Genomic DNA, 22,814 nt, shown 5'->3' with positions numbered 1-22,814 from the left:
CGGATGATATACAATTTTATGGACAGAATTACAGATAAGGACAGTGAGTTTAATATATGAAGCCGATCTATTTGGACCATGCCGCCTCAACGCCGGTTCACCCGGAGGTAGCAGAGGTCATAATGAAGATAATGTCGGAACAATTTGGCAATGCCTCCAGCGTGCATACGTTCGGGCGCTCCGCCAAAAAGACGGTTAACGGGGCGCGCGATGCCATCGCCGCCTCTTTGGGCTGTTTCTCCGATGAATGGATATTTACCGGCGGGGGCACGGAGAGCGACAACCTGGCGCTGTTCGGCGCGGCTCATTCCCGCAAAGGCGGTCATATTATTACGACGGCCATTGAGCACCACGCGGTGCTGCATGCCTGCCAGGAACTGGAGAAGGAAGGATATTCCTTAACTTATCTTCCTGTCGACGGAACGGGCCGGGTTGCTCTGGAAGACCTCGAAGCCGCGCTTCGGGACGACACGTTTCTGATCAGCATCATGCTGGCCAACAATGAAGTGGGCACGGTTCAGCCCATTGAAGAGATGGGCCGGCTGGCCCGGAAGCGGGGCATATTATTCCATGTGGACGCCGTGCAGGCGCTGGGCTCGGTCCCGATTTCGCTGTCTGATTTGCCTGTGGACTACATGAGCTTTACCGCTCACAAAATCAACGGACCGCAGGGAATCGGCGGCCTCTATGTCCGGCGCGGCGCGCCGCTTCATCCCCGGCTGCACGGGGGCTTGCAGGAACGGGGGCGCCGGGCGGGGACGGAGAATCTGGCCGGTGCGGCCGGATTTGCCAAGGCGGTTGAACTCTCCGTACAGGGTCAAGCGGACAAGCATGAGGAATCCTTGCTGCTTCGGGACCGGCTGCTTCATGGACTGGACCAGGGAATCGGACGGGACGCCTACCATATTAATGGGGATATCGAGCATGGACTGCCGAATATTACCAATATCAGCTTTCCCGGTGTTCGCTCGGACGTCATGCTGATGAATCTCGACATGGAGGGGATAGCCGCCTCGAGCGGATCGGCCTGCACCTCCGGTTCCATCGAAATCTCGCATGTGCTGAAGGCGATGAATCTTCGGGATGATTATTTAAGCTCCGCGATTCGGTTCAGCACCGGTTTGGGTAATACTACTGAAGAAATGGAACATGTTGCCCGGAAAATTGAAACCATTGTCAAACGGCTGCGTAATAAAGACTAGAGTCTTTTGTCGCCGGGGAAGGTATTCCCTTCGTTTCAGGAGCTTCGGCGGCGTTAAGGCTTGCCTGAATTCTCCTAGACTCCCTTAATGTAAGGAGATCTGCGGCCATGAAACTCCAAGATTTTGTCGGTCTTAACGTATTTGGAGTCGATGAAGGTAAAGAAATCGGCAAAATTGTCGATTGTATTTTGGATTCAAACTGGAACATTACGGGTATTGAACTGGAAAGCAAATCTTTTTTCGGCGGTCATGTGAAAGTTGTGGCATGGGAAGACATTGTCGCCTATGGCGAGGATGCCGTGATGATACAGAGTGAGGAGTCCATTCGGAAGAAGGACGCGGACAGCATACCCCACACCTTCTTGGAGGGCAAGAGCAAACTGAAAGGCCTGCAGGTCGTGACGGAGACCGGAACGATCCTTGGAAAAGTGTCCGATGTTTATTTTGACCAAAAGTTGGGAAACACAATAGTAGCACTGGAAATCAGCGACGGTCTGGTGACCGATTTGATGGAAGGCCGTAAATGGCTGCCTTGTTTGCCGGAAATGACTATTGGGGAGAACGCGGTTCTGGTTCCCGCACTTAGTGAAGAACGCTTGGAAAATAATATTAATATCGTCAACGGATAGGTGGAATGTATGTATGAAGTGTCCAAACTGCGGGTCCAAGGATATCGGTAAGATCGGTTCCCATCAATTTTATTGCTGGGGATGTTTCATCGAACTGACGGTGAACGGCGAGAAAATGTCGGTCTATCAGGTTGAAGAAGACGGCACGCTCAGTTCGCTGGACGATTTGTTCTGCGGAGAGGAAATGGTCCAGGAGTTTCCTCATATTCACGCCACTTCCTGAGGCAAGCTGATCGCTTGTCTCAAGAGGCGGTTACATAAGATGGATGGCGTCCAGTCTCCTTGCTGCGATAATGCGGCAGGGGTGGTTGGGCGTTTCTTTTTGTTTGCGATAAACGGCGGTTATTTTTCGGCGGACAGACATATACTTACTTTACAAGCCAGTCCAGTTTGGCCGCAGGAGGTAACGCCATGGAGCAATGGCTCGGAAGCAAATGGTTTCGGTCAATGGTCGGGGTGCTGCTCGCTCTGATCATTTTGTATTTTGTCTGGCTGCTTCATCCGATGCTGCAGCATATTTTCACCTTTTTGAAGGCGGTGCTTGCCCCCTTTCTTGCCGCCATGATTATCTCGTATGTACTCAATCCGGTCGTCAGCATGCTGGCCGGAAGGAAGATGCCGCGCGGAGTGGCCGTACTGCTGATTTATGCCGTATTTCTGACCGCGATTGCAGTCATCGCCGTCAACCTTATACCGATGCTCATTAAACAGCTGGAAGAGCTTAACGAGCATTTGCCGGAGATGACGCTGAGGGCGCAGGGGCTTATGCACAGCATGGATACCCGTCTTATCCCTCCGGGAGTGGAGATGGGGATGAACAACTGGTTTTTTCAGCTGGAAGGCCGTCTTGCCAAAGGAATTTCGAATTTCCTCGACCATATCGGCACGACGATCGGCGTCCTGTTCGACGCTTTTATCGTTCCATTTCTGGTGTTCTATATTTTGAAAGATTTCGATGTGTTTGAACGGGCGCTTGTCTCCTGTCTCCCGCGCTCCCGCCGCAAATCCATTGTGACAATGTTAAAAGATATCGACGAGGCGCTTGGAAATTATATCCGCGGCCAGTTTCTGGTCAGTCTGATTATCGGCACAATGGCTTATATCGGCTACGCTTTGATCGGAATGCCGTATGCGCTGCTGTTCGCGAGTCTTGTGGCCATATTTGAACTCGTTCCGTATTTGGGGCCATTTCTCGGAGCGGCTCCCGCAATCGTGATGGCGTCGACGATTTCATTTCGCCTGGTGCTGCTTGTCGTCGTTGTGAATACGCTGTGCCAGATGCTGGAGAGCAATGTCATCTCGCCGCAGGTCGTCGGCCGGACGCTGCATTTGCACCCGCTGCTTATTATTTTTGCGCTGCTTGTGGGCGGAGAAATCGCCGGCATTGTCGGCTTGATTCTGGCGGTGCCGGTGTTCGCGGCTGGCAAAGTCGTCATTCAGCATCTGATCACCTATTATATGAAGCGGAAACCGGTATGAGGGGAATGCGCATTGACTGGAGCGGCAGGTTTTGTATATAATATTGTGGAATATAAACTTCAAAAGATTCAGTGATGAGGAGCATTAATTTCAGTTGTGTCATGCAGAGAGCCGGTGTACTTGGTGCAAGCCGGTTGACGACAGCGAAATGAACTCGCCTCTGAGAAACGGCGCAAACCGCGGGGCAACTTCCGAAACGGAAAGAGAAGCTTTTCTGACCGGAGAAGATTCCCAAGCGTTAACCGCCGTCGGCCCGCCTACGTTATAGGGCGTTAGAGTGAGCAAGCGACAACGTAAATGTCCGCCTGCTAACTAGGGTGGTACCACGGGAATTCAGCCTCTCGTCCCTAGCGTGTATACGCTAGGGATGGGGGGCTTTTTTTAAATACAAGAATTTATAAGTTTCACGCTTATAAAAGACCTTGTATTTCTACGAGAAACGCACTTGCGTCTTGAAAGACGCCGTCAGGCGTTTCTTCTTGATTGGAGGTTCGCAGCAATTCAAGGAGGAATAGGAAATGAGTGACAGCAAGGGAAATACAGCCGCCCAGGGCTACCGGGCGCAGGTACTGGAACCGAAATGGCAGCAATATTGGGAAGAGCATCACACCTTCAAGACCGGAGAGGAACCGGGCAAACCTAAATTTTACGCACTCGACATGTTTCCGTACCCTTCGGGGGCTGGTCTTCATGTAGGGCATCCGGAAGGATATACGGCGACGGATATCGTCTCCCGCTACAAGCGGATGCGCGGCTACAATGTGCTTCACCCGATGGGCTGGGATGCCTTTGGTTTGCCTGCCGAGCAGCATGCGCTGGATACGGGTCAGCATCCGCGTGATATCACGATCAAGAACGTCAATAACTTCCGCCGCCAGATCAAATCGCTGGGCTTCTCCTATGATTGGGACCGCGAGATCAGCACGACGGACCCCAAATACTATAAATGGACCCAGTGGATATTCATTCAACTGTACAATCGCGGCCTGGCATACGTAGCGGAAGTGCCGGTGAACTGGTGTGAGGCACTCGGCACCGTACTGTCCAACGAAGAAGTCATCGACGGCAAAAGCGAGCGCGGCGGGCATCCTGTCATCCGCAGACCGATGCGCCAGTGGATTCTGCGGATTACCGAATACGCCGAGCGTCTGCTGGAGGATCTGGAAGAGCTGGACTGGTCCGAGAGCATCAAGGACATGCAGCGCAACTGGATCGGCAAATCGAAGGGCGCCGAAGTCACCTTCGGCATCGACGGGCATGATGCGGATCTGACCGTGTTTACAACGCGTCCCGACACCCTGTTCGGAGCAAGCTACTGCGTGCTCGCGCCCGAGCACGAACTGGTAGCGTCGATTACTACCGATGCCCAGCGCCCGGCTGTGGAGGATTACCAGATGCTGGCCTCCCGCAAGAGCGATCTGGAGCGGACAGATCTTGCCAAAGAGAAGACCGGCGTGTTTACGGGCGCCTATGCGGTCAACCCGGTCAACGGCGCCAAGCTGCCAATCTGGATTGCGGACTATGTCCTGGCCGGATACGGCACGGGTGCCATCATGGCGGTTCCCGGACATGACTCGCGTGACTGGGAGTTCGCCAAGCAGTTTGGACTTGACATCATCGAGGTTGTCCAGGGGGGCAATCTGGAAGAGGAAGCTTACAGCGGTGACGGTCCGCATGTCAATTCCGATTTCCTGAACGGACTCGACAACGCAGCGGCCATCCCTGCCATGATCGCCTGGCTTGAGGAAAAAGGCTTCGGCAAGGGCAAGGTTACCTACCGCCTGCGCGACTGGCTGTTCAGCCGTCAGCGCTATTGGGGCGAGCCGATCCCGGTTCTGCATCTGGAAGACGGCACGATGAAGACGGTCCCGGAAGACCAACTGCCGCTGGTTCTGCCGGATGTCGACGCGATCAAGCCTTCGGGCACAGGCGAATCGCCGCTGGCCAACGTGACGGATTGGGTTGAGACGGTCGACCCGGAGACCGGCATGAAAGCCCGCCGCGAGACGAACACGATGCCGCAGTGGGCCGGCAGCTGCTGGTACTATCTGCGTTACATCGATCCGCATAACGACAAGGAGCTGTGCTCACCCGAGAAGCAGAAGGAATGGCTGCCGGTCGATCTGTACATCGGCGGCGCCGAGCATGCGGTGCTTCACCTGCTGTATGCCCGCTTCTGGCATAAGGTGCTGTACGATATCGGTGTTGTTAACACGAAGGAGCCGTTCTACAAGCTGGTCAACCAAGGCATGATTCTCGGCACGAACAACGAGAAGATGAGCAAATCGCGCGGCAATGTCATCAACCCCGACGAGATTGTGGGCGAATTCGGCGCGGATACGCTGCGCATGTATGAAATGTTCATGGGTCCGCTGGAGGCAACCAAGCCTTGGAACGCAAACGGCGTGGAAGGCATTCACCGCTTCCTTTCCCGTGTATGGCGCCTGTTCGCAAATGAAGAGGGCGGTCTGAGCGCCAAAATCACTGAGAACGGCGGCACCGAAGAATTCAAGCGCACCTGGCACAAGACGATTAAGAAAGTGACTGATGATTTCGAAAATCTGCGCTTCAATACGGTGATCAGCCAGCTGATGATCTTTATCAACGACGCCTACAAACAGGATACGCTTCCGATCAAGGCGATGGAGAACTTCGCGCAGATGCTGTCGCCTCTCGCTCCCCATCTTGCCGAAGAATTGTGGCAGCTGCTCGGACATGAAGGCACCATCTCCTATGTGGAGTGGCCGAGTTACGAAGAGGCGCTGACTGTGGACGCAGAGGTGGAAATCGTGGTTCAAGTGAACGGCAAAATCGTTCAGCGCAGCCTGATTCCGCAGGACATGGGACAAGAGGAAATGCAGGCGCATGCGCTGGCTCTTCCGAATGTGAGCGCGGCTATCGAAGGCAAGACCGTCCGCAAGGTCATTGCGGTTCCGGGCAAGCTGGTCAATATCGTAGCGGGTTAGCGAAGCACGCCAAACCCCGCGGCGGAGTTTATCCCGCTGCGGGGTTTTTGCGTTTTTTTGCAAATATAAGAATTTATAAGTTTCACGCTTATAAAAGGCCTTATATTTCTACGAGAAACGTACTTGCGTTCGTCAAGGACGCCGTCAGGCGTTTCTTCTTGAAATATCAGAAAGTATAAGCTTCGTGCTTATCCTTAACCTGATATTTTTACGAGAAACGGATGCCTTCCTCTTCCAGAGGACGGCGAAGCCGTTTCTTCTTAGGCTTTTTATGCGAAATATCCCGGTTAAGCTATGCGGCCAAGGCTGGTTATGTCGCAAGGATGTCCCTCATTTCCTATGGGTTATCCCGTCCTGTCCGAACAGCGAATCGAGTTTGGCCACATCCTCATCGTACTTCCCGTGCGTCGTCGCGATCAGCCGCTCGAACACGCCGTCCAGACTGCACCGCAGGTGGTTCAGCGCTTCGGCGGTAATCCCGCCGGGCACTGCGACCCGGTCCTGCAGCTCCTGCGGCGTAAATTCACCTTCGGTCAGCAGCTTGCCCGTTCCAAGCAGCATTTCGCCCGCAAGCTTTCCCGCCAGCATCCGGTCGATTCCGGTCGCATCCGCGGCCGCTTCAATCCAGCGTTCGATAAAGTAGCTAAGGAACGCCGGACCGCAGCTGGAAAAATCGGAAGAGATACGGGTATGGTGCTCGTAAATTTCCACCGGAGTGCCGATATGGGACATCAGCTTAAGCACCTGCACTCTGTCTTCGTCCCCCAGCCGGCTGCCGAGCACGCAGAGCGAGGTTCCGCTGTATACGCTGTGCGTGATGCTGGGAATGATTTTGGCGATTTTGGACGGCAGCGCGCTTTCCAGATGGTAGATCTGAACCGGGCTGGTAATGGAGACGACGATTTGTTCGCTGCGGAGACAATGGCCGATTTCATCGGTCAGCGCTTTAAATTCCATCGGCTTGACGCATAAAAATAAAATATCGCTTCGGACCGCAGTCTCGCCGTTGCTTTCCGCCAGCGTGATCCCGGGGTGAAGCTGCGCGAGCCGAGCCAACTTCTGCGGACTGCGGTTGCTCGCAATCACGTCACCGGCCAGAAGCCCCCCGGAAGAAAGAAAGGCGTCGATCAACAGGCCGCCCATGCTGCCCGTTCCGATAAAACCCACTTTCATCCTGTGGTTCCCTCCTTTCGCGCTTTACTCATTGGCAGTAATGTTCTTCGTTATATGTATGCATTGTAGTCCTGGACTCATGCCTAATATTTAGGTGAAACCTGGAAACCGGTAACAGATTTATCAGAAGACAAGAAGGACGAGGTGAGCGGTTATGAAAAAGACTAAGCTAATCGGCGGAATCGCCGCAGCTATTATCGGAGGCGGTCTGCTCTGGAACGCCGGAAGCGGCCGGGATATTGGAGCAGCGGGTTGGGAAACGCTGAACATCCGGGTGGCGCAGGCGGTTGAAAGCGGGCCGGGGTCGGATGCGGGCGGCAGCCGGGACAGGGATAGCGGGAAGTCCGCAGGGAAGGCCGCATCAGCGGAGAATGCTGCGGCAGCGGATCGCATGGAGCAGGGCCGCAGTCAAGGCGCTGGGGAGGCCGCAACCGCACCGGCGGAGAACGCTGCGGCAGCGGGCGGCAGAGCGGTGCTGGGTGGCGGGCAGGGCGCTGGGGAGGCCGCAACACCGGCAGAGAACGCGGCGGCAGCGGGCGGTAGCGCGGTGCAGGGCGGAGGGCAAGGCGCCGGTGAGCCGGCCGCCTCAACAGCCGAGGCGGCAGCGAAAACCGACGGCATTCTGATGCAGGGCGGCGGGCAGGGCGCCGGGGAAGCCGCAACCGCACCGGCGGCGGATGCTGCGGCGCAATCCAGGGGTGGCGGGAGCCCGTTGGGCAGTGCCGCCGCTCCCACAACTGCGGCGGCGGATGACCAGGCTTCAGCGGAGGGCAAGGTCGATGTCAATACAGCGGGAATCTCCGAACTGACAAGCCTGCCCGGCATTGGCGAAAAGAAAGCGCAGGCGATTCTGGATTACCGAAAACAGCATGGTGCATTCCGCAGCGCGTCCGATTTGGAGAACGTCAAAGGAATCGGCCCGAAGATGCTGGAGAAGCTGAAACCCTACGTTTTTTTTAGCGAATAGCTTTGCCTGACGCCTTATTCGGTAAGCGACGGTTGTTATAGTGCGCGGACGGGGGATATGCTACAATAGTGAACAACGATCTTGGAGAAAATGGGGAACGACAATGACCACTGCCTATCGCAAAGATTGGGATACCTATTTCATGGACATCGCCTTTATGGTTTCGACACGTTCGCGCTGTCCGCGCCGCCATGTTGGCGCCGTGCTCGTCCAGGGCAAGAAGCTGCTTGGCACGGCTTATAACGGTGCTCCCATGGGGGTGCCGGACTGCTCCGAAGAGGGATGCATGGTCTCCGAGCAGTATGAACTGGAGATTGTGGATGGGACGGAGACAATGGTCAAAAAGCAGCGCTGCATCCGGACGATCCATGCGGAGCAGAATTTGCTGCTCTTTACGGACCGGATTGACCGTGAAGGCAGCACGGTATATGTAACTGACGAGCCATGCTGGACCTGTGCGAATATGCTTGCGAACAGCGGCGTCGTCGAAATCGTGTATTTTCGCAGTTATCCCAAGGATACGGAAAAGGTACGGCTGATGATGTCCTCGAAGGGCATCCAGTTCCGCCGGCTGGAAGGGTATGAGCCTCCGCGCGAGACGGTGCTGAGCGTATCCGACTAAGGCGGACGCAGCTTATCAATGAAATTCAGAACAAAGTACCGAAACAGGAGGAAGAACCTCTGTCTAACGCATTATGCGTTTGCAGGGGTTCTTTTTTTGCCTTTTTCGGGGCTGATTGTGTTCCATGATGTAGTTAGATTGGACAGAAAGGAGGCAGGTCGATGAGAAGAAGACCGCTGCTCTATGTTGTCATCTGCTGGGTAGCAGGAAACACGGCCGCAAGCATGCTGCCCCCAGGAAGGCTTCTTGCGGCTTGGGCCGGGGTGTCGCTGCTGCTGGCGGCTGCCATAATATCCGGCCGATGGAGCCGGAAGCAACTGATCATGCTGTGGATGACTGTTGCCCTGGGCGGAGCGTACTGGGAATGGAATGACCACCGGAATGCAAGCATTCTTCCAGAGGCGCTTGGAATGTCTTCTGTTCAGATGGAAGAACTGGCCGTTTACGCGGAGGGGACGATTGTTTCAACCGTGGAGCGGGACGGCGATCGGGTGGATTTTACAGTTAAACTTGATGGAATCCGGTCATCCGGCGCTCAGGACGGTTCTCTGTCCGATAGTGGAGAGGAGAAGTCAGCGCCGCCGCTGAGCCCGGACGGAACAAGCGGCCCAGCCGAAGAAGGCGCCAAACTGGTCCATGGGGAAAAAATCGCAGTACAGCTGAAGCTCCAAGCCGAGCAGGAAATCGCCGTCGCGGCCTCCTGGAGAAGAGGAGACCGTGTAGCAATGGAGGGGGCGCTGTCGTCTCCTTCCGGCGCAAGGAATTTCGGAGGCTTCGATTACCGCGGGTATTTGCGGAACCGGCATATTCATTGGCTGTTGAAAATTTCCGGGACCGGGCAAATCGATGCCGCGCCCCCGGCAACGTGGAGCTTTCGAACACTTCTGCGCTGGAACGATGCCGTCAGAGCGCAACTGGGCACTGAGCTGGAATCCCTGTTCCGTAAGAAAGACGCAGGATATTTGAAGGGGCTAATCATCGGGATGCAGGATGAGCTCGACCCGGAGACGTACCGGGAGTTTTCCAGACTCGGGCTGACGCATATTCTTGCCATTTCAGGAATGCATGTCGCAGTTTACGCAGGCTTTCTGCTGTTTGTCCTGTCACGGCTGAGGTTCACCAGAGAGACGGCGCTGACCGTTACGCTGCTGCTGGTTCCGGCTTATGTGCTTCTATCCGGCGCGGGCCCGTCCGTCGTCCGGGCGGGGCTGATGAGCATGATTGCCTTGTATGCGGCGCGCATGGGTGTGCTGAAGGACGGCATGCACATATTGGCCGCATCTGCGCTGCTGATGCTGATATGGGAGCCGTATTTTTTGCTGAACGTCAGCTTTCAGCTGTCTTTTCTCGTTACGGCCGGGCTTATGATCTATGTTCCGCTGGCCATGCCGCTGGTTTCAGCTCTGCCCCGCAGGCTCGGAAGCGCGGTGGCTGTCACGCTGGTTGCGCAGCTTGTTTCCTTTCCGCTGACCATTTACTATTTTAACCAGTTTGCGTTGCTGTCTTTTGCGGCTAATCTGGTGCTGGTTCCCTTTATCACCTTTGCTGTACTTCCCGCAGGGACGGCCGCGCTGCTGCTCGGCAAGATATGGCCGGTCTGTGCCAATGCTCTGGCCCATGCTGTAGAAATGATGAATGACGTGACGTTTGACGCCGTTGAATGGACCGGACGTTATGCGGGAATAACGATTTGGCGCTCGCCATCTCTTTTATGGATTGCCCTGTATTATGCGCTGCTGTACGCGCTGCTTCGGGTGCTGAAGCATTACGCCGAAATGCGCGACGCGCCGCTGTATGCAGAAGACGAGACAAGGCCGCTTGAAGGTCTGCAGCCGTTTTCCAAGGATCCGCATTCCGCTGCCGCGTTCCCCGGTGATCTGGAGCGTGCCGGAACGCTGATCCGCTATCGCATCGCGGCCGCGGCGCTCGCCGGGGCCTTCACCATATTGCTGTATACGGGATACCGCCCGGAGAAACTGTCACCCGAGGGCTCCGTCAGTTTTCTGGATGTGGGACAGGGCGACAGCATGCTGATTACCACGCCGGAAGGCGCCCACATTCTCGTTGACGGCGGCGGAACGATGAGGTACGGCAGCAAGGAGGAGTGGCGCATCCGCCGCAGCCCTTACGAGGTCGGGGCCAAGACGCTGGTTCCCCTGCTCAAAAAGCGTGGCATCCACCGGCTCGATGCGGTGATTTTGACACATGCGGATCAGGATCACGCAGGCGGTCTTCAAGCCGTACTGGAGGAGATTCCGGTGTCGGCGCTGCTGTTAAACGGAACGCTGGCCCAGCGGGAGGAATACATCAAGCTGATGAAGACGGCGCTTGATCGCGGGGTAAAGCTGTACGGCGTTCATCGGGGGATGGCTCTGTCACCGGATGACTCCACAAAATTGTCCTTCTTGTGGCCGGTGCCGATGAAGACGGCAGGAAAAGAAATTCCGATGCTGGAGGAGCAGAATCCGGCTTCTGTTGTCTTTCGCCTCGACATGAGCGGAAGAAGCTTTTTATTTACGGGGGATATTGATACGGAGAGCGAGGAACGCATGTTAAACGCCGTCCAGGCATCGGGGGACACTGCCTCCCCCGTCGATGTACTGAAAGTCGCCCATCATGGCAGCAAGTCATCCACCGGTGGCGTCTGGCTGGAGTACTGGAAGCCGCGTGCCGCAGTAATCTCCGCCGGGGTCAACAACCTGTACGGCCATCCCAATGGCGAAGTGCTGGAACGGTTATCCGCAGCCCGAACAACGGTTTTTCGCACGGACCAGCACGGGGAGATTCAGATGCGAGTTCTGCCGGAAGGAATAACGGTACGTCATAAGTTGGAGGGTAAATGACAAGCGAACAACCGGATAATATGGGGGGACATCCGCTTTAATTTCAAGAATGTTTTACGTACTGAACAAATACACGCCACAGAAGCCTTACTCCTGAAGTACTGCCTCATGGTCCCGTACCAGGAAGTCGAGTGTTGCTTCAAGCATGTCATAGCCGCGTCTGTACATCTTGTGTCGCAAAACGCATTTATTGCAATTTTTACTTTGATTTTTGCTCTGTTCATAATAAACGGAATTGAATCCTCGTGGCCTATTCTCGTAGTTTCAGCCATACGTTCTTTTTTTGGAGATGGCGCCTTGTTGTTAATTACACACATGCCATTGGTGCCATGACAATATTATTCGTGTTACGGCGCATTGGCCGCCACTGTCTGGCCGCCGTCGGCGATGAACGCAGTTTTACTCGGACCAAACTCCGAGACTTGTCGTTCCGGAAGGATTTCAGTATGATGAGTACTGTAAACTTGTCCCATATGGGCAGGAGTAACCGGAAGATGGCGAGGAACCCCAATGCAGAAAAGGAATAGCCGAAAATTTTTCCGTATTAAGATAGAGGAAATGATTCAAACATTGCGACATGAAATTCATTCCGGGAGTATTGCGATTGGCAGTTATCTTCCTTCGGAGAGCGACTTGGAGGTGCGTTTCGGACTTAGTAACGCTTCCGTGCGCAACGGGCTTAAGGTACTGGTGGACGAAGGCCTGATTGAGAAAATTCCGCGTGTCGGCAATCGGGTAATCCCTCCGGCACCGGAGTACAAAACGACGATCAAATTCGGATATGTGAACACCATCCCAAAGCTTGTAGAGATGCAAGAGCTTCTGAATGAGTTCGGCAAAAGGTATCCGCATATCGACGTTCAGCCGCTCGAATTGCCTTCAGGAAGCTACTCGGCATCGCTGAAGGAATATTTGCAATCGGAAATCATAGATGTCGTACTGATCAACAATAACAATTACCAGGATTTTTTGGAGCAAGGGTGTACGGAGTTGCTGGAGCCGCTGGAGGAGCAGCCGGACGCGTACCGTATTCTTTCCGAACCGTTCCGGTACGGTGACAGGAATCGCGTTCGCCCCTTCATATTTTCTCCTGTCGTGCTTTGTTATAATAAACGCCACTTTAAGGAAGCCGGTATATCGCCTCCCGACAGCAGTTGGACCTGGGACGATTTGTTCTCTAACGGACGTAAAGTGGCTGAAGAACATGACTGGTACGGCTTTTATTTTTATCTGCCTTCTCGTAACCGGTGGCCATTGTTCCTGCTTCAAAGCGGCACGACGTTCGAGGCAGAAAGGGACGGCGAAGGCAAATTACGGCTCTGCGGTTCAAAGTTAATCGATAGTTTGGGAACCTGTCGAAAGCTGATAAGCATGAAAGATGTATTCCCGACCATACTGTCCGAGAGCGATGCGGATGCAGAAGCCTTGTTCTTGCAAGGCAAAGTGTCCATGATTATGACCACCTATTACTTCTTGAATCAATTGCGTCATTCCGATCTGGCATTCGACATTGCCCCGCTGCCCAGGCTGCAAAATACCAATACGCTGCTGATCATAAACGGGCTGGCGGTTAACAGCAAATCGCAGAACAAGGATGCAGCCATGCTTCTCGTCGATTTTCTCACCTCGTACGAGGCGCAACTGCTCATTCGGCGCAAGACGCTGAATATTGCAGCCAACCGTTTGGCGATGGAATGGGAGGGCGAGGAAGTCGTCTATCGTCCGGCCCGCTTTCAGCTTTACCGCGAGATCTTTCCCACCTATCGCATGGTGACGGAGCTGGGCTTAAATAACCGCCAGTTGAAGGGGATTCAACGTGATATCATGATGTTTGTTTCTGGCTTGCTGGAAAAGGGCGAGTTATGCCGCAGGCTCGAGGTAGCATTGAACACGGCGGATCAGGAGACTCCGCGCTCTTGAGGGTTGCATTTCCATTCGAAAATTCCGGCACAGGTTCAGCGCTGAACTTGTGCTTTTTTCTTTGTTGGACTATTTGATTATTGCACAACCGTTAACTCATATATGACTCATAAATAATAAAAAATCATATTGACTACGCTTTCATTATTAGTATATGATTTATTTAGAGTCAGATATGAGTTAGTACTATTTCGTAATCATTAAGGTGGTGTGGCTGCAACGATGGAAAAGCAAGGCGTGTATTTTCACAATGTTTCGGAGCTGGTACATAAACCCCATCAATCTGGATTGCACCTGCAGCGTTTTCCGCAGCATGTGCGCATTGGTTTGTCGGAGAAAGGAAGGACCAAGGCGGTACAATCGAACGGCTGCGAATTGCGGTTTGTCACCGAATCCAAGCATGTCAGGGTCACCGTCGGCTCGAATGATATTAACGGCCGCATCGTGGTATGCAGAGGGGATTTTTTTCATTCCCGGCATTGTCTGCAGGCCGGTACGGTAACCACCCTGCACCTGGAGGAGCCGGAGCGTTTCGTAGAGGTGCCGAGCGAACGGCTGAATCAGTCTGGATTTTCCTCTAACGTGTGGCGCTTGCATTTTGACCGCTTCGGGGCTGTCTTCTACGAGGTGGATGCCTTTGGCTGCGAAGTGCGCGCGCCGAGGCCGGATGAGGTTCCAACGCTTACGATGCTGGCATACGGGTCTTCCATCAGTCAGAGCGCAGGATCCACGCACCATTTCAACGGATACTTGCAGCAGACTGCGCGCAGACTCGGCGTGGATGTGCTTAACCTTGCGCTCAGCGGATCTTGCTATTGCGAGACCGTCGTTGCCGATCATCTGGCCGAACGCGGGGATTGGGATTTCCTGTTTCTGGAGCTTGGCGTCAACATGCGCGCAGTGGTGACTCCCGAGGAATTCAAGCGGAGGGTGACTTACCTGCTGGACCGGGTTATCGAACGCCATCGCGACAAACCGGTGTTCGTCACTACGATTTATCCGAATCGCGCAACTTATTTTCTTGATGCATCGCATCATCTTCATGTCCAAGAGAAAATCTTTAACGAAGCGCTGCTTCATTGCTGTGAAAGCAGAAAACATCCTCAGCTGCATCTGCTGGATGGAGCACGGATCATGCGAGATCTTGCATCGCTCACGTCCGATCTGATTCATCCTTCCGATTACGGGCACATGCTGATGAGTGAGCATTTATCTAAGCTGCTGCGGCCTGCGATAGAGTCGCTTCGAACGTCTGGACATTCGAGTGCCGCTGACAAAAATTATGTAACAGGGAGCTGATGGAAATGAAGCGATGGATGCTTTCCATGGTGGGCGTGTCGCTATTAGCAGCCTCTTTGATCGGATGTTCCTCGTCATCGAAGGAGGCACAGGAACAAGCAGGTGAGGGTCCGGGAAAGAAAACCTCCTTCTCCATATCGTTCCGGACCGGCAACATTTCGTATGCGGATAATCATCCGGATATCAATGAAGACAAATGGGTTAAAAAGTTGGAGGAACTTACAAACACAGATCTTAACATCCGTTTGATGCAGCAGAAAAATTTTGATAAGCAAATGATCCAAATGTTCGCGATCAACGACATTCCGGATGTCGTTCAAGCAAGCTCCAGCCTGACGAATCCCCAGTTGGCCGGTTCCGTGGAGGCCGGAGTATTCCTGCCCCTAAATGAATTGCTTCAGAAATATGGGCAAGACCTTCTCAAAAAAATTCCGAAGGAGGCTTGGGAGAAGGAGACCGATGAGAAGGGCAACATCTACGCCATTCCGGAATGGCTGTCCAATCCGTCACGCCGAGCGACTTGGATTCGCGCGGATCTTCTGGAAAAAACAGGGCTGCCAGAACCGAAAACGGTGGATGACTTCCTGAACGTCATGCGTGCCTTCAAAAAGATGGGTGTGGAGAATCCTTACATGGGCCGGGAGGACTTTGTGTTTTCGGATATGTTCTTCGGGTCTTATGACACCTTCGCCAATTTCTTTACGAAACAAGGGGATCAAATCGTACCGAAATTCATGAATATCGAGAATATGCAAAAAACGATCCAAACGTACAAGACAATGTTCGACGAAGGGTTGATCAACAAGGAGTTCGTCACGATTAATCCGGCGAAATTCAAGAACGATATTCTCGCAGGCAAAGCGGGCATCTGGAACATGAATGCCAACCTATTGATCCAATGGGACCAGCAGCTAAAGGAACAGGTACCCACTGGAAAAATGAAGCTGATCGCTTCGCCGACAGGGCCGGACGGAAAGGGTGGACTTCGCGTCGTCGGTCCGGTGCCTCGAGCCTATTTAATCAATAAGAAAGCGAAGGACCCTGCCGGGATCGTCAAGTTTTTCAACTGGATGGTCAGTGACGAAGCGGAGAAGTTCTTTACCTTCGGGATTGAAGGGGAAAATTACACGGTAGAGAACGGCAAAATAAACTACAAGAATCCGAAAAACGCCAATGAAGTCGACGAGGAAACATTCCGTCAAATACTGCTATGGTTCGTACAGGATACGACCTACAATAAAGGTGCGCTCAGCCTAACCCCCGAAGGGAAAGACTTGATGAAGTTCTACGATACGGTACTTGCGAGTGAGGGACGCGACGGGATTCAATTCGAGCCCCAGCTGCAAGGCTACCAGAAAAACCCGGACATCACCCCAACCGCAGATAAACTGCCGCCCGTCATATTGACGCATATGATCAATATGGTATACGGTAAGGAGCCGATTTCCGATTATCCGAAGGTGGTGGAGGAATGGCTGCAGAAAGGCGGCCGTGAAGTCGTCAAGGAAGCGACAGAACGTTATAACAAAAACGACGGCGTCATCTTGTCCCGACATAAATAAGCAGCACAGCTATCGAGGTTTGAGACACTCTATGCGGCTTGATATTTCCTATACCTTATCTGGGAGGAATTCATTTGAGCAACGGAATGCGTAGGAAAGCTTATCGACTTGGCACAAGCGTATTGTTGGCTTTGGCTTTGTTATCTCCACCCTTTGGATTGCAAGCGCTTACCTCGGTTCATGCAGCCGAACCGTCCGGCGACTATGTTACACTCTACGAGGAAAACTTCGATGACCCTGACAATTTCGGATCGGTCGGCGGCGTTGCCATTCCGGCGCCATGGCTGCAGGAAGGCGAAGATAACAGCGTGGCGAAAACTTCGGTGTCGTCCACGGCCCCGTCCGCGCCGAATCTGGTGAAAATCGACGGGAAGGACGCGTTGGCCCTGCCGGTTAATACGACGGGGTACGGCAATCTTCAATTGAGTTATTATACTCGGGCATCCTCCTACATCGGGGGAAGCATCATCGTGGAATGGTCGGGCGACGGAGGAACGACTTGGACAACGCTGGAGGAATTCAAGCTTCCTCCGGGGACGCTGGAACAAAAGAACAGTGAGCCGAACAAGCTCAAAGTCCAATTCCTGGGCAGCGGAGCCGACAACAACCCGAACGTCAAAGTTCGGGTTCGTGTGGGCGAATTGATGAGCGCGAATATGTACATCGATAGTGTCGCCATCAAGGCTCAAGCCATTCCCGGAATACCGCCCGCCGAGACACCGGTGCCGATCCCTCCGCCGGTAGAGCCTCAGCCGTTTCCGGTTCCGGAGGGCGTCGAGCTGTATGAAGACGTGCTGATTGGAAATGCCGGAACGCGGCCGATCTATACTTCGATTGCTGTACCGAAGACCCCGCCTCATGAACCGATGCCGGTGATAGTATATATTCATGGTGGAGGCTGGAACCACGGGGACCGGAAGCAAGCCCTTGCAAGCATCTGCAACTATGTGACCAAGCGCGGCTACATCGGGGTATCGCTGGATTACCGCTTAACCCCGGAAGCGCCGTTTCCGGCGCAAATTCAGGACGTGAAGCTGGCAATTCGTTATTTGCGCGCGCATGCGGCAGAATACCATCTGGACCCCAGCCGGATCGGCGTATGGGGTTCGTCTGCAGGAGGTCATCTGGCCTCGCTGCTCGGTACGACAGGGCACATGGACTCGGGCGAGACAATTGCGCTGGATACAGGCCATGTCGTAAACGTTCCGGATTTGGATGGGACGGGTGGTTGGCAGGAATATTCCGATCAAGTGCAAGCGGTTGTCGATATGTACGGACCAGCGGATTTTACAACGAAATTTGCCAATAGCTACAGCTCTGTGACAGCGCTTTTAGGTGGGAATAACGCGTTCTCCGTGCCGGATCAGGCGCGGCTGGCCATGCCTGGCATTTATGCGTCGCCGGACGACCCGCCTTTTTTCATCCGCCATGGTGATGCGGATGCGACGATCCCGTACACGGACAGCGTTACGTTCTCCAATCAATTGAAGGACGCAGGCGTGAAAGTGATCGATGTCAAGATCGTGCCAGGGCAGGGGCACGGTTTCACCGGCGACGCGGCCGAGCAAGCAAGCGCCGAGGCGTGGGCCTTCCTGGATCAATATGTGAAGAGTCGTACCGCAGCAAAGCCCAATGTGCACAAACCAGATACTTCAAACGACCATGTGCCGCCGTCCTGGCGGGATGGCAGTTCGCTGAAAACCGTTAATATAGGCACAGACTTCATTCAACTTTCGTGGTCGGCCGCCATGGATAATCAGGGTATCGGCGAATATCGCGTTTACCAGGATGACGAGCTCCTATCCACTGTTACCGATGCGACGTATACGGTCACCGGGCTTCACCCGGGCACGGCGTACGCCTTTAAGGTTAAAGCGGTGGATCTGTCGGGCAATGCATCCGCACCGCTTTCTTTCATCCGTTCTACGCTGACAGAACCCATCGTTCCTTACGCGACGGTAGACGTGACAGCCAGCGACAGCGACGGCAATATCGCAACGAATACCATCGATAATAACCTGTTCACCCGTTGGTCTGCCGCCGGTAACGGAGCCTGGGTCCAGTACGATTTAGGCGAACGGAAGCCGATCGGCTATTTAGGTGTTGCATTTTATAAAGGTGATTTGCGCACGACCCAATTGGTTATTGAAACTTCGGATGACGGTGTGACGTGGACTCCGGGATGGTCTGGCACCAGCAGCGGCAGGACGACGGAGATGCAGCCATTCGATCTCCCGGACACAGAAGCGAGATATGTGCGCATTGTAGGTCTTGGGAATTCCGACGGCAGTGCGTACACAAGCTTATCGGAGGTAAACATCTATGCGCCGTTTGCGAATGGCGATACGCCTGTAGCGAGCATTCCGAACTACATGCCTGGTCCGACCCAGGAACCGGTTCCGTTCACAGCTCCGGGATTAACCGAGGCTGACGGAACGGTGCACCCGGTTCATTCCCCGCATGCGACAACCGGGCGTATCCTGAACGTGCTGAACTTTAATGCCAATCCGGCCGATAACGACACAGACGACGGCGCCGCCATTCAAGCCGCCATTAACAGTGCCCAGCAAGGTGACGAAGTCTATTTGCCGTCTGGGGTTTATAATTTGAACTCGACATTGGATACCCTTGTGAGTTTGAAGCTCAAGTCAGGCGTAAACCTTCGCGGCGAAAATCAATCCAAAACCATCCTCAAGACGTCACTCGACAAGGTGAGAAACAGCGCCCTGATGAAAGCATCCGGACAGCATGATCTGTCCATATCCAATCTCACATTAACTTCCAACTGGAACGGTGTCTACACGACGGACCATAAAGTGAACAACCTGGACGCCGGCGGTCCCGACAGCATGATAGTCATCGCGAATTTGGGCGAGGTTCCGTCATACAACATCACGGTTGATCAGGTTGCAGTGGAGAAGTATTCGCGTATGGGCGTGCGTATCGACAACAGCCGTGATATTGTCGTACGGCGCAGCACATTTCGTAATGCGACGGATGTCGGTCCGGGCGGTGCCGGCTACGGCGTGTCGATTCAGGGTATGGCCAAACAGGATCGCAATGGGTACGATAACGACACGCTTTGGAACGTTGTTGAGGACTCCCGGTTCGAAGGGCCTTATTTGCGGCATGGCGTGCTGATCCAATTTGTTGCACATAACAATGTCCTGCGAAACAATCAGTTTGTGAATACAAAGCTGGATGCCATCGATCTGCACGGGGAACTCGAATATTTGAACGAAATATACGGCAATGTGATTTCCGATATTCCTGCCGGCGCTGCGATCGGGCTTGGAAACACCGGCGGTACGGCGCCCAGCAATCACAGCAAGACAGGACCGCGCAACTATATCCATGACAATACGATTCGCAATACAAGAGAAGGAATCAATGTAATTATGGGTACGCCAGATACAGTCATCGAGCGTAATCTGATTGAATACACAACCCATATAGAGGATGCCAAGGGCATCCGGATCTTGAACGGGCCGGGCACGATTATCAAAGAGAATGTCATTCGCTTTAATACCGCGTCAAATTATTGGGCGATATCGCTTGAGCATGATCCCGGCGACAGCAAAGCAAATAATATCGGAGAGGGAGACCCGCTGAACGCTCAATTGATCGGAAATTCGCTGACCGGTAATACGAACGGCATACGACTTCTCGCTGGAACCGGTATCGTTCTGCGGGAGAATCTCGTTGACAGTATCGGCGTCAATTACTTCAAAAGCGAACAAGTGGAAGTAGTTGAAGGCTGGCCTTCCGACAGCGCAGATGCAACTAACTGACATTTGTCATAGCCCCGTCAAGTAGACAGTAAAAAACAGGTTTTAAGCGGCGACTTGCTCCCGGTATTCTACCGGAGACAGGTCGCCGAGTTTGTTTTGAAAGCGCTTCTGGTTGTTAGTAAACCATGATGTGAATAGGACAAAAGATGGCTTTGTGACAAAGCGCGACGGGCTACCCTAAAGAAAACACAAGTCCACTCATAGAAACTCCATATTGCAAGCGCTTTATTGGAGGTAGAATAAGGATAGTTCCAATCACTATTCGAGGAAATGGAGGAAAGACGATGCCGCACATTACGATTAAAATGTACGAAGGCCGAACACAGGAGCAGAAGGAGGAGATTGTCGCTGTATTCAAGCGGGAGCTATCCCGGGTTATTGAACGGGAGGAACGGTTTATTACCGTCGAATTTCAAGAAATCCCCTTAGATGAGAATGCTCCGGCAAACCTGTTGAAAGCAGGACCTGAAGGAAACGGTTATGGGGGCTAAGATAACCGCGGTAGACCTTATAAGCTACAAGGCCAATACGAAGAAGTCCCTTCTTTCATACATGTGGAAATCCAGGGCGCTTTATGTGATCGCGCTTCCCGGGATCTTGTACTTTATCATCTTCAAGTACGTGCCGTTGGCCGGTTCGGTAATTGCGTTTCAGAACTACAATATTTTTAAAGGCTTTACGGGCAGCGAGTGGGTGGGGCTTGAGCACTTTAGGACCATGTTTCAATACCAGGATTTCGGACGAATCTTAAGCAATACGATTCTGCTGGGTCTGTATGATCTCATATTCGCCTTCCCTGCTCCGATAGTGCTTGCGCTCCTGCTGAATGAAATTCGTCTTGTGTTTTACAAACGGTTTTTGCAAACGGTGGTATATATGCCCCACTTCCTGTCCTGGGTAATTGTCAGCGGAATCGCCTTGGGTATTCTCTCTCCCGGAACAGGGATAGTGAACCAGGTTATAAAGGCCTTCGGGTTTGAGCCGGTTTATTTTCTCGGTGAAAATTCATACATTCGCACGATTCTGATCGGTTCCGGCATTTGGCGGGATTCCGGGTACGGCACGATCATTTACCTGGCCGCGTTGGCAGGAATCAACCCGGACCTGTATGAGGCTGCCGAAGTGGACGGAGCCGGGCGCTGGAAGCAAACCATGGCCATTACGCTCCCGTCTCTTATACCGACGATTATGATTTTGTTCCTTCTCCATATCGGAAGATTTCTTGATCTTGGCTTCGAGCGGGTATGGGTATTTCTGAACGCGCTCAATACCGGGAACGGGGAGATTCTGGACACTTATATCTATAAGGCGGGGCTGTTGTCCCAGCAATACAGCTATACAACAGCAGTGGGGCTATTCAAGTCGGTAGTGGGACTCATGCTGGTGTTCATCGGCAATATTTTGAGCAAGAAAACAACCGGTGAATCGCTGTATTAAACGCTCTTTATGGAGGTAGGGAAGATGAGAGGACGCTATACTCGCGGCCAGAAATTATTTAATGTGTTTAATCTTTTGTTTCTGACCGCCCTTGCTTTGGCTATGTTTCTGCCGTTCCTGAACGTGATTGCCCAATCCTTCAGCAGCTCGGATGCGATTATTAATGGCAGGGTAGGCTTGCTGCCAAAGGACTTTACGACGATCAATTATCAGTACGTTCTCAGTGATCGGTCCATTTGGCAGGCGTTCGGCGTCTCTGTCTATATTACGGTGCTGGGCACCGCAATCAATCTGATTGCGACGGCGTCTCTCGCTTATCCGGTGTCGCGCCCGGAATTCGTAGGCCGCAAATACATCGTCATGATGGTATTGTTCACCATGGTATTCAGCGCCCCCCTTATTCCGAACTTTATTCTGATCAAGAACTTAGGGCTTATGAACTCCCTTTGGGCACTCATGCTTCCGGGCGCCATCAGCGCTTTTAACTTCTTCGTAATGAGAAGCTTCTTCATGCAGATTCCCCAGGAGCTCATTGACTCCTCCCGGATCGACGGGTGCGGTGAGCTGCGGATGATCGCCAGTATGGTGCTGCCGATGTCCAAACCGGTAATGGCCTCATTGGGGATTTTCTACGCCGTCGGGCACTGGAACACGTACATGAGCGCTCTGTATTACATCAACAAGCCGTCCTTATGGCCTCTGCAGGTGATGCTGAAGAAGCTGTTCGAGACGGACGATATCAGCATCGACCCGGCTTCCTCGGTCTATAGCTCTCTGGCGCACACATCGCCTGAGGGCATCAAAATGGCCGTTATCATTATCGCTACTATTCCGATTATCATGATTTATCCGTTTCTTCAACGCCATTTCGTTAAAGGAATGATGGTCGGCTCCGTGAAATCCTGATTTATCATTGATGTGATA

At 53.2% G+C, this 22,814-nt stretch carries 16 protein-coding genes, 1 pseudogene and 1 other annotated feature; of the genes and pseudogenes, 15 read left to right on the top strand and 2 right to left on the bottom strand.

The window, feature by feature from the left end; genetic code table 11:
- Positions 1 to 56 precede the first annotated feature (56 nt).
- From PUR_RS19060 to leuS, 5 genes are all read left to right on the top strand, one after another.
- Positions 57 to 1,202 (top strand): cysteine desulfurase family protein, encoded by a 1,146-nt coding sequence (locus PUR_RS19060; RefSeq protein WP_179036604.1) that lies wholly within the window; start codon positions 57 to 59, stop codon positions 1,200 to 1,202.
- Positions 1,203 to 1,309: 107 nt separating this feature from the next.
- Positions 1,310 to 1,831, top strand: a complete 522-nt coding sequence (locus PUR_RS19055; RefSeq protein ID WP_179036603.1) for a PRC-barrel domain-containing protein — start codon at positions 1,310 to 1,312, stop codon at positions 1,829 to 1,831.
- A 13-nt stretch (positions 1,832 to 1,844) separates the two neighbouring features.
- Positions 1,845 to 2,054 carry a hypothetical protein gene (locus tag PUR_RS19050; protein ID WP_179036602.1) on the top strand — a complete coding sequence of 70 codons (210 nt, stop codon included), beginning with the start codon at positions 1,845 to 1,847 and terminating at the stop codon, positions 2,052 to 2,054.
- Between the two features lie 188 nt (positions 2,055 to 2,242).
- Positions 2,243 to 3,310 carry an AI-2E family transporter gene (locus PUR_RS19045; protein WP_179036601.1) on the top strand — a complete coding sequence of 356 codons (1,068 nt, stop codon included), beginning with the start codon at positions 2,243 to 2,245 and terminating at the stop codon, positions 3,308 to 3,310.
- Between the two features lie 62 nt (positions 3,311 to 3,372).
- Positions 3,373 to 3,662 (top strand) — a binding site (T-box leader).
- Positions 3,663 to 3,828: 166 nt separating this feature from the next.
- A complete protein-coding gene (leuS, locus tag PUR_RS19040; RefSeq protein WP_179036600.1) occupies positions 3,829 to 6,276 on the top strand; it encodes a leucine--tRNA ligase in 2,448 nt (815 codons plus the stop codon).
- A 330-nt stretch (positions 6,277 to 6,606) separates the two neighbouring features.
- Here leuS and comER read toward each other — a convergent pair whose 3' ends face one another.
- Complete coding sequence (comER, locus tag PUR_RS19035) at positions 6,607 to 7,449, bottom strand: late competence protein ComER (protein WP_179036599.1); 843 nt, start codon at positions 7,447 to 7,449, stop codon at positions 6,607 to 6,609.
- A gap of 154 nt (positions 7,450 to 7,603) precedes the next feature.
- Here comER and PUR_RS19030 point away from each other — a divergent pair, with 154 nt between their 5' ends.
- The 7 genes from PUR_RS19030 (at position 7,604) to PUR_RS19000 (ending at position 20,453) form a co-directional block, all read left to right on the top strand.
- Complete coding sequence (locus PUR_RS19030) at positions 7,604 to 8,416, top strand: ComEA family DNA-binding protein (protein ID WP_232101567.1); 813 nt, start codon at positions 7,604 to 7,606, stop codon at positions 8,414 to 8,416.
- Between the two features lie 103 nt (positions 8,417 to 8,519).
- Positions 8,520 to 9,038 carry a deoxycytidylate deaminase gene (locus PUR_RS19025; RefSeq protein ID WP_179036598.1) on the top strand — a complete coding sequence of 173 codons (519 nt, stop codon included), beginning with the start codon at positions 8,520 to 8,522 and terminating at the stop codon, positions 9,036 to 9,038.
- Between the two features lie 161 nt (positions 9,039 to 9,199).
- A complete protein-coding gene (locus tag PUR_RS19020; protein ID WP_179036597.1) occupies positions 9,200 to 11,881 on the top strand; it encodes a ComEC/Rec2 family competence protein in 2,682 nt (893 codons plus the stop codon).
- Between the two features lie 558 nt (positions 11,882 to 12,439).
- Positions 12,440 to 13,801, top strand: a complete 1,362-nt coding sequence (locus PUR_RS19015) for an extracellular solute-binding protein (protein ID WP_179036596.1) — start codon at positions 12,440 to 12,442, stop codon at positions 13,799 to 13,801.
- Between the two features lie 222 nt (positions 13,802 to 14,023).
- A complete protein-coding gene (locus tag PUR_RS19010) occupies positions 14,024 to 15,100 on the top strand; it encodes an SGNH/GDSL hydrolase family protein (RefSeq protein ID WP_179036595.1) in 1,077 nt (358 codons plus the stop codon).
- A 5-nt stretch (positions 15,101 to 15,105) separates the two neighbouring features.
- Positions 15,106 to 16,662, top strand: coding sequence for an extracellular solute-binding protein (locus PUR_RS19005; RefSeq protein ID WP_179036594.1), 1,557 nt, complete (start codon positions 15,106 to 15,108; stop codon positions 16,660 to 16,662).
- 74 nt (positions 16,663 to 16,736) lie between these two features.
- On the top strand, positions 16,737 to 20,453 hold the full coding sequence (locus PUR_RS19000; protein ID WP_232101566.1) for an alpha/beta hydrolase fold domain-containing protein: 3,717 nt from the start codon (positions 16,737 to 16,739) through the stop codon (positions 20,451 to 20,453).
- 42 nt (positions 20,454 to 20,495) lie between these two features.
- Here PUR_RS19000 and PUR_RS26600 read toward each other — a convergent pair.
- Positions 20,496 to 20,573 (bottom strand): annotated as a pseudogene (locus tag PUR_RS26600) (IS3 family transposase); the annotation flags it as partial.
- 164 nt (positions 20,574 to 20,737) lie between these two features.
- On the opposite strand from PUR_RS26600, the gene PUR_RS18995 reads away from it, so the two are divergent.
- Genes PUR_RS18995 through PUR_RS18985 form a run of 3 tightly spaced genes read left to right on the top strand, consistent with a single transcriptional unit; the run spans position 20,738 to position 22,796 of the window.
- A complete protein-coding gene (locus tag PUR_RS18995; RefSeq protein ID WP_179036593.1) occupies positions 20,738 to 20,944 on the top strand; it encodes a tautomerase family protein in 207 nt (68 codons plus the stop codon).
- Positions 20,934 to 21,890: an ABC transporter permease gene (locus PUR_RS18990; RefSeq protein WP_179036592.1), complete on the top strand. Its 957-nt coding sequence runs from the start codon at positions 20,934 to 20,936 to the stop codon at positions 21,888 to 21,890. The genes PUR_RS18995 and PUR_RS18990 overlap by 11 nt, the downstream gene beginning before the upstream one ends.
- A 24-nt stretch (positions 21,891 to 21,914) precedes the next feature.
- The gene (locus PUR_RS18985) at positions 21,915 to 22,796 is read left to right on the top strand and encodes a carbohydrate ABC transporter permease (protein WP_179036591.1); all 882 of its coding nucleotides are present in this window, start codon (positions 21,915 to 21,917) and stop codon (positions 22,794 to 22,796) included.
- Positions 22,797 to 22,814: the final 18 nt, after the last annotated feature.

It is taken from the genome of Paenibacillus sp. URB8-2, assembly GCF_013393385.1.
In the GTDB taxonomy this organism is placed as follows: Bacteria; Bacillota; Bacilli; order Paenibacillales; family Paenibacillaceae; genus Paenibacillus_AQ.
Note: the sequence above shows the minus strand (reverse complement) of the source record. Positions and strands in the feature narration are given on the sequence as shown.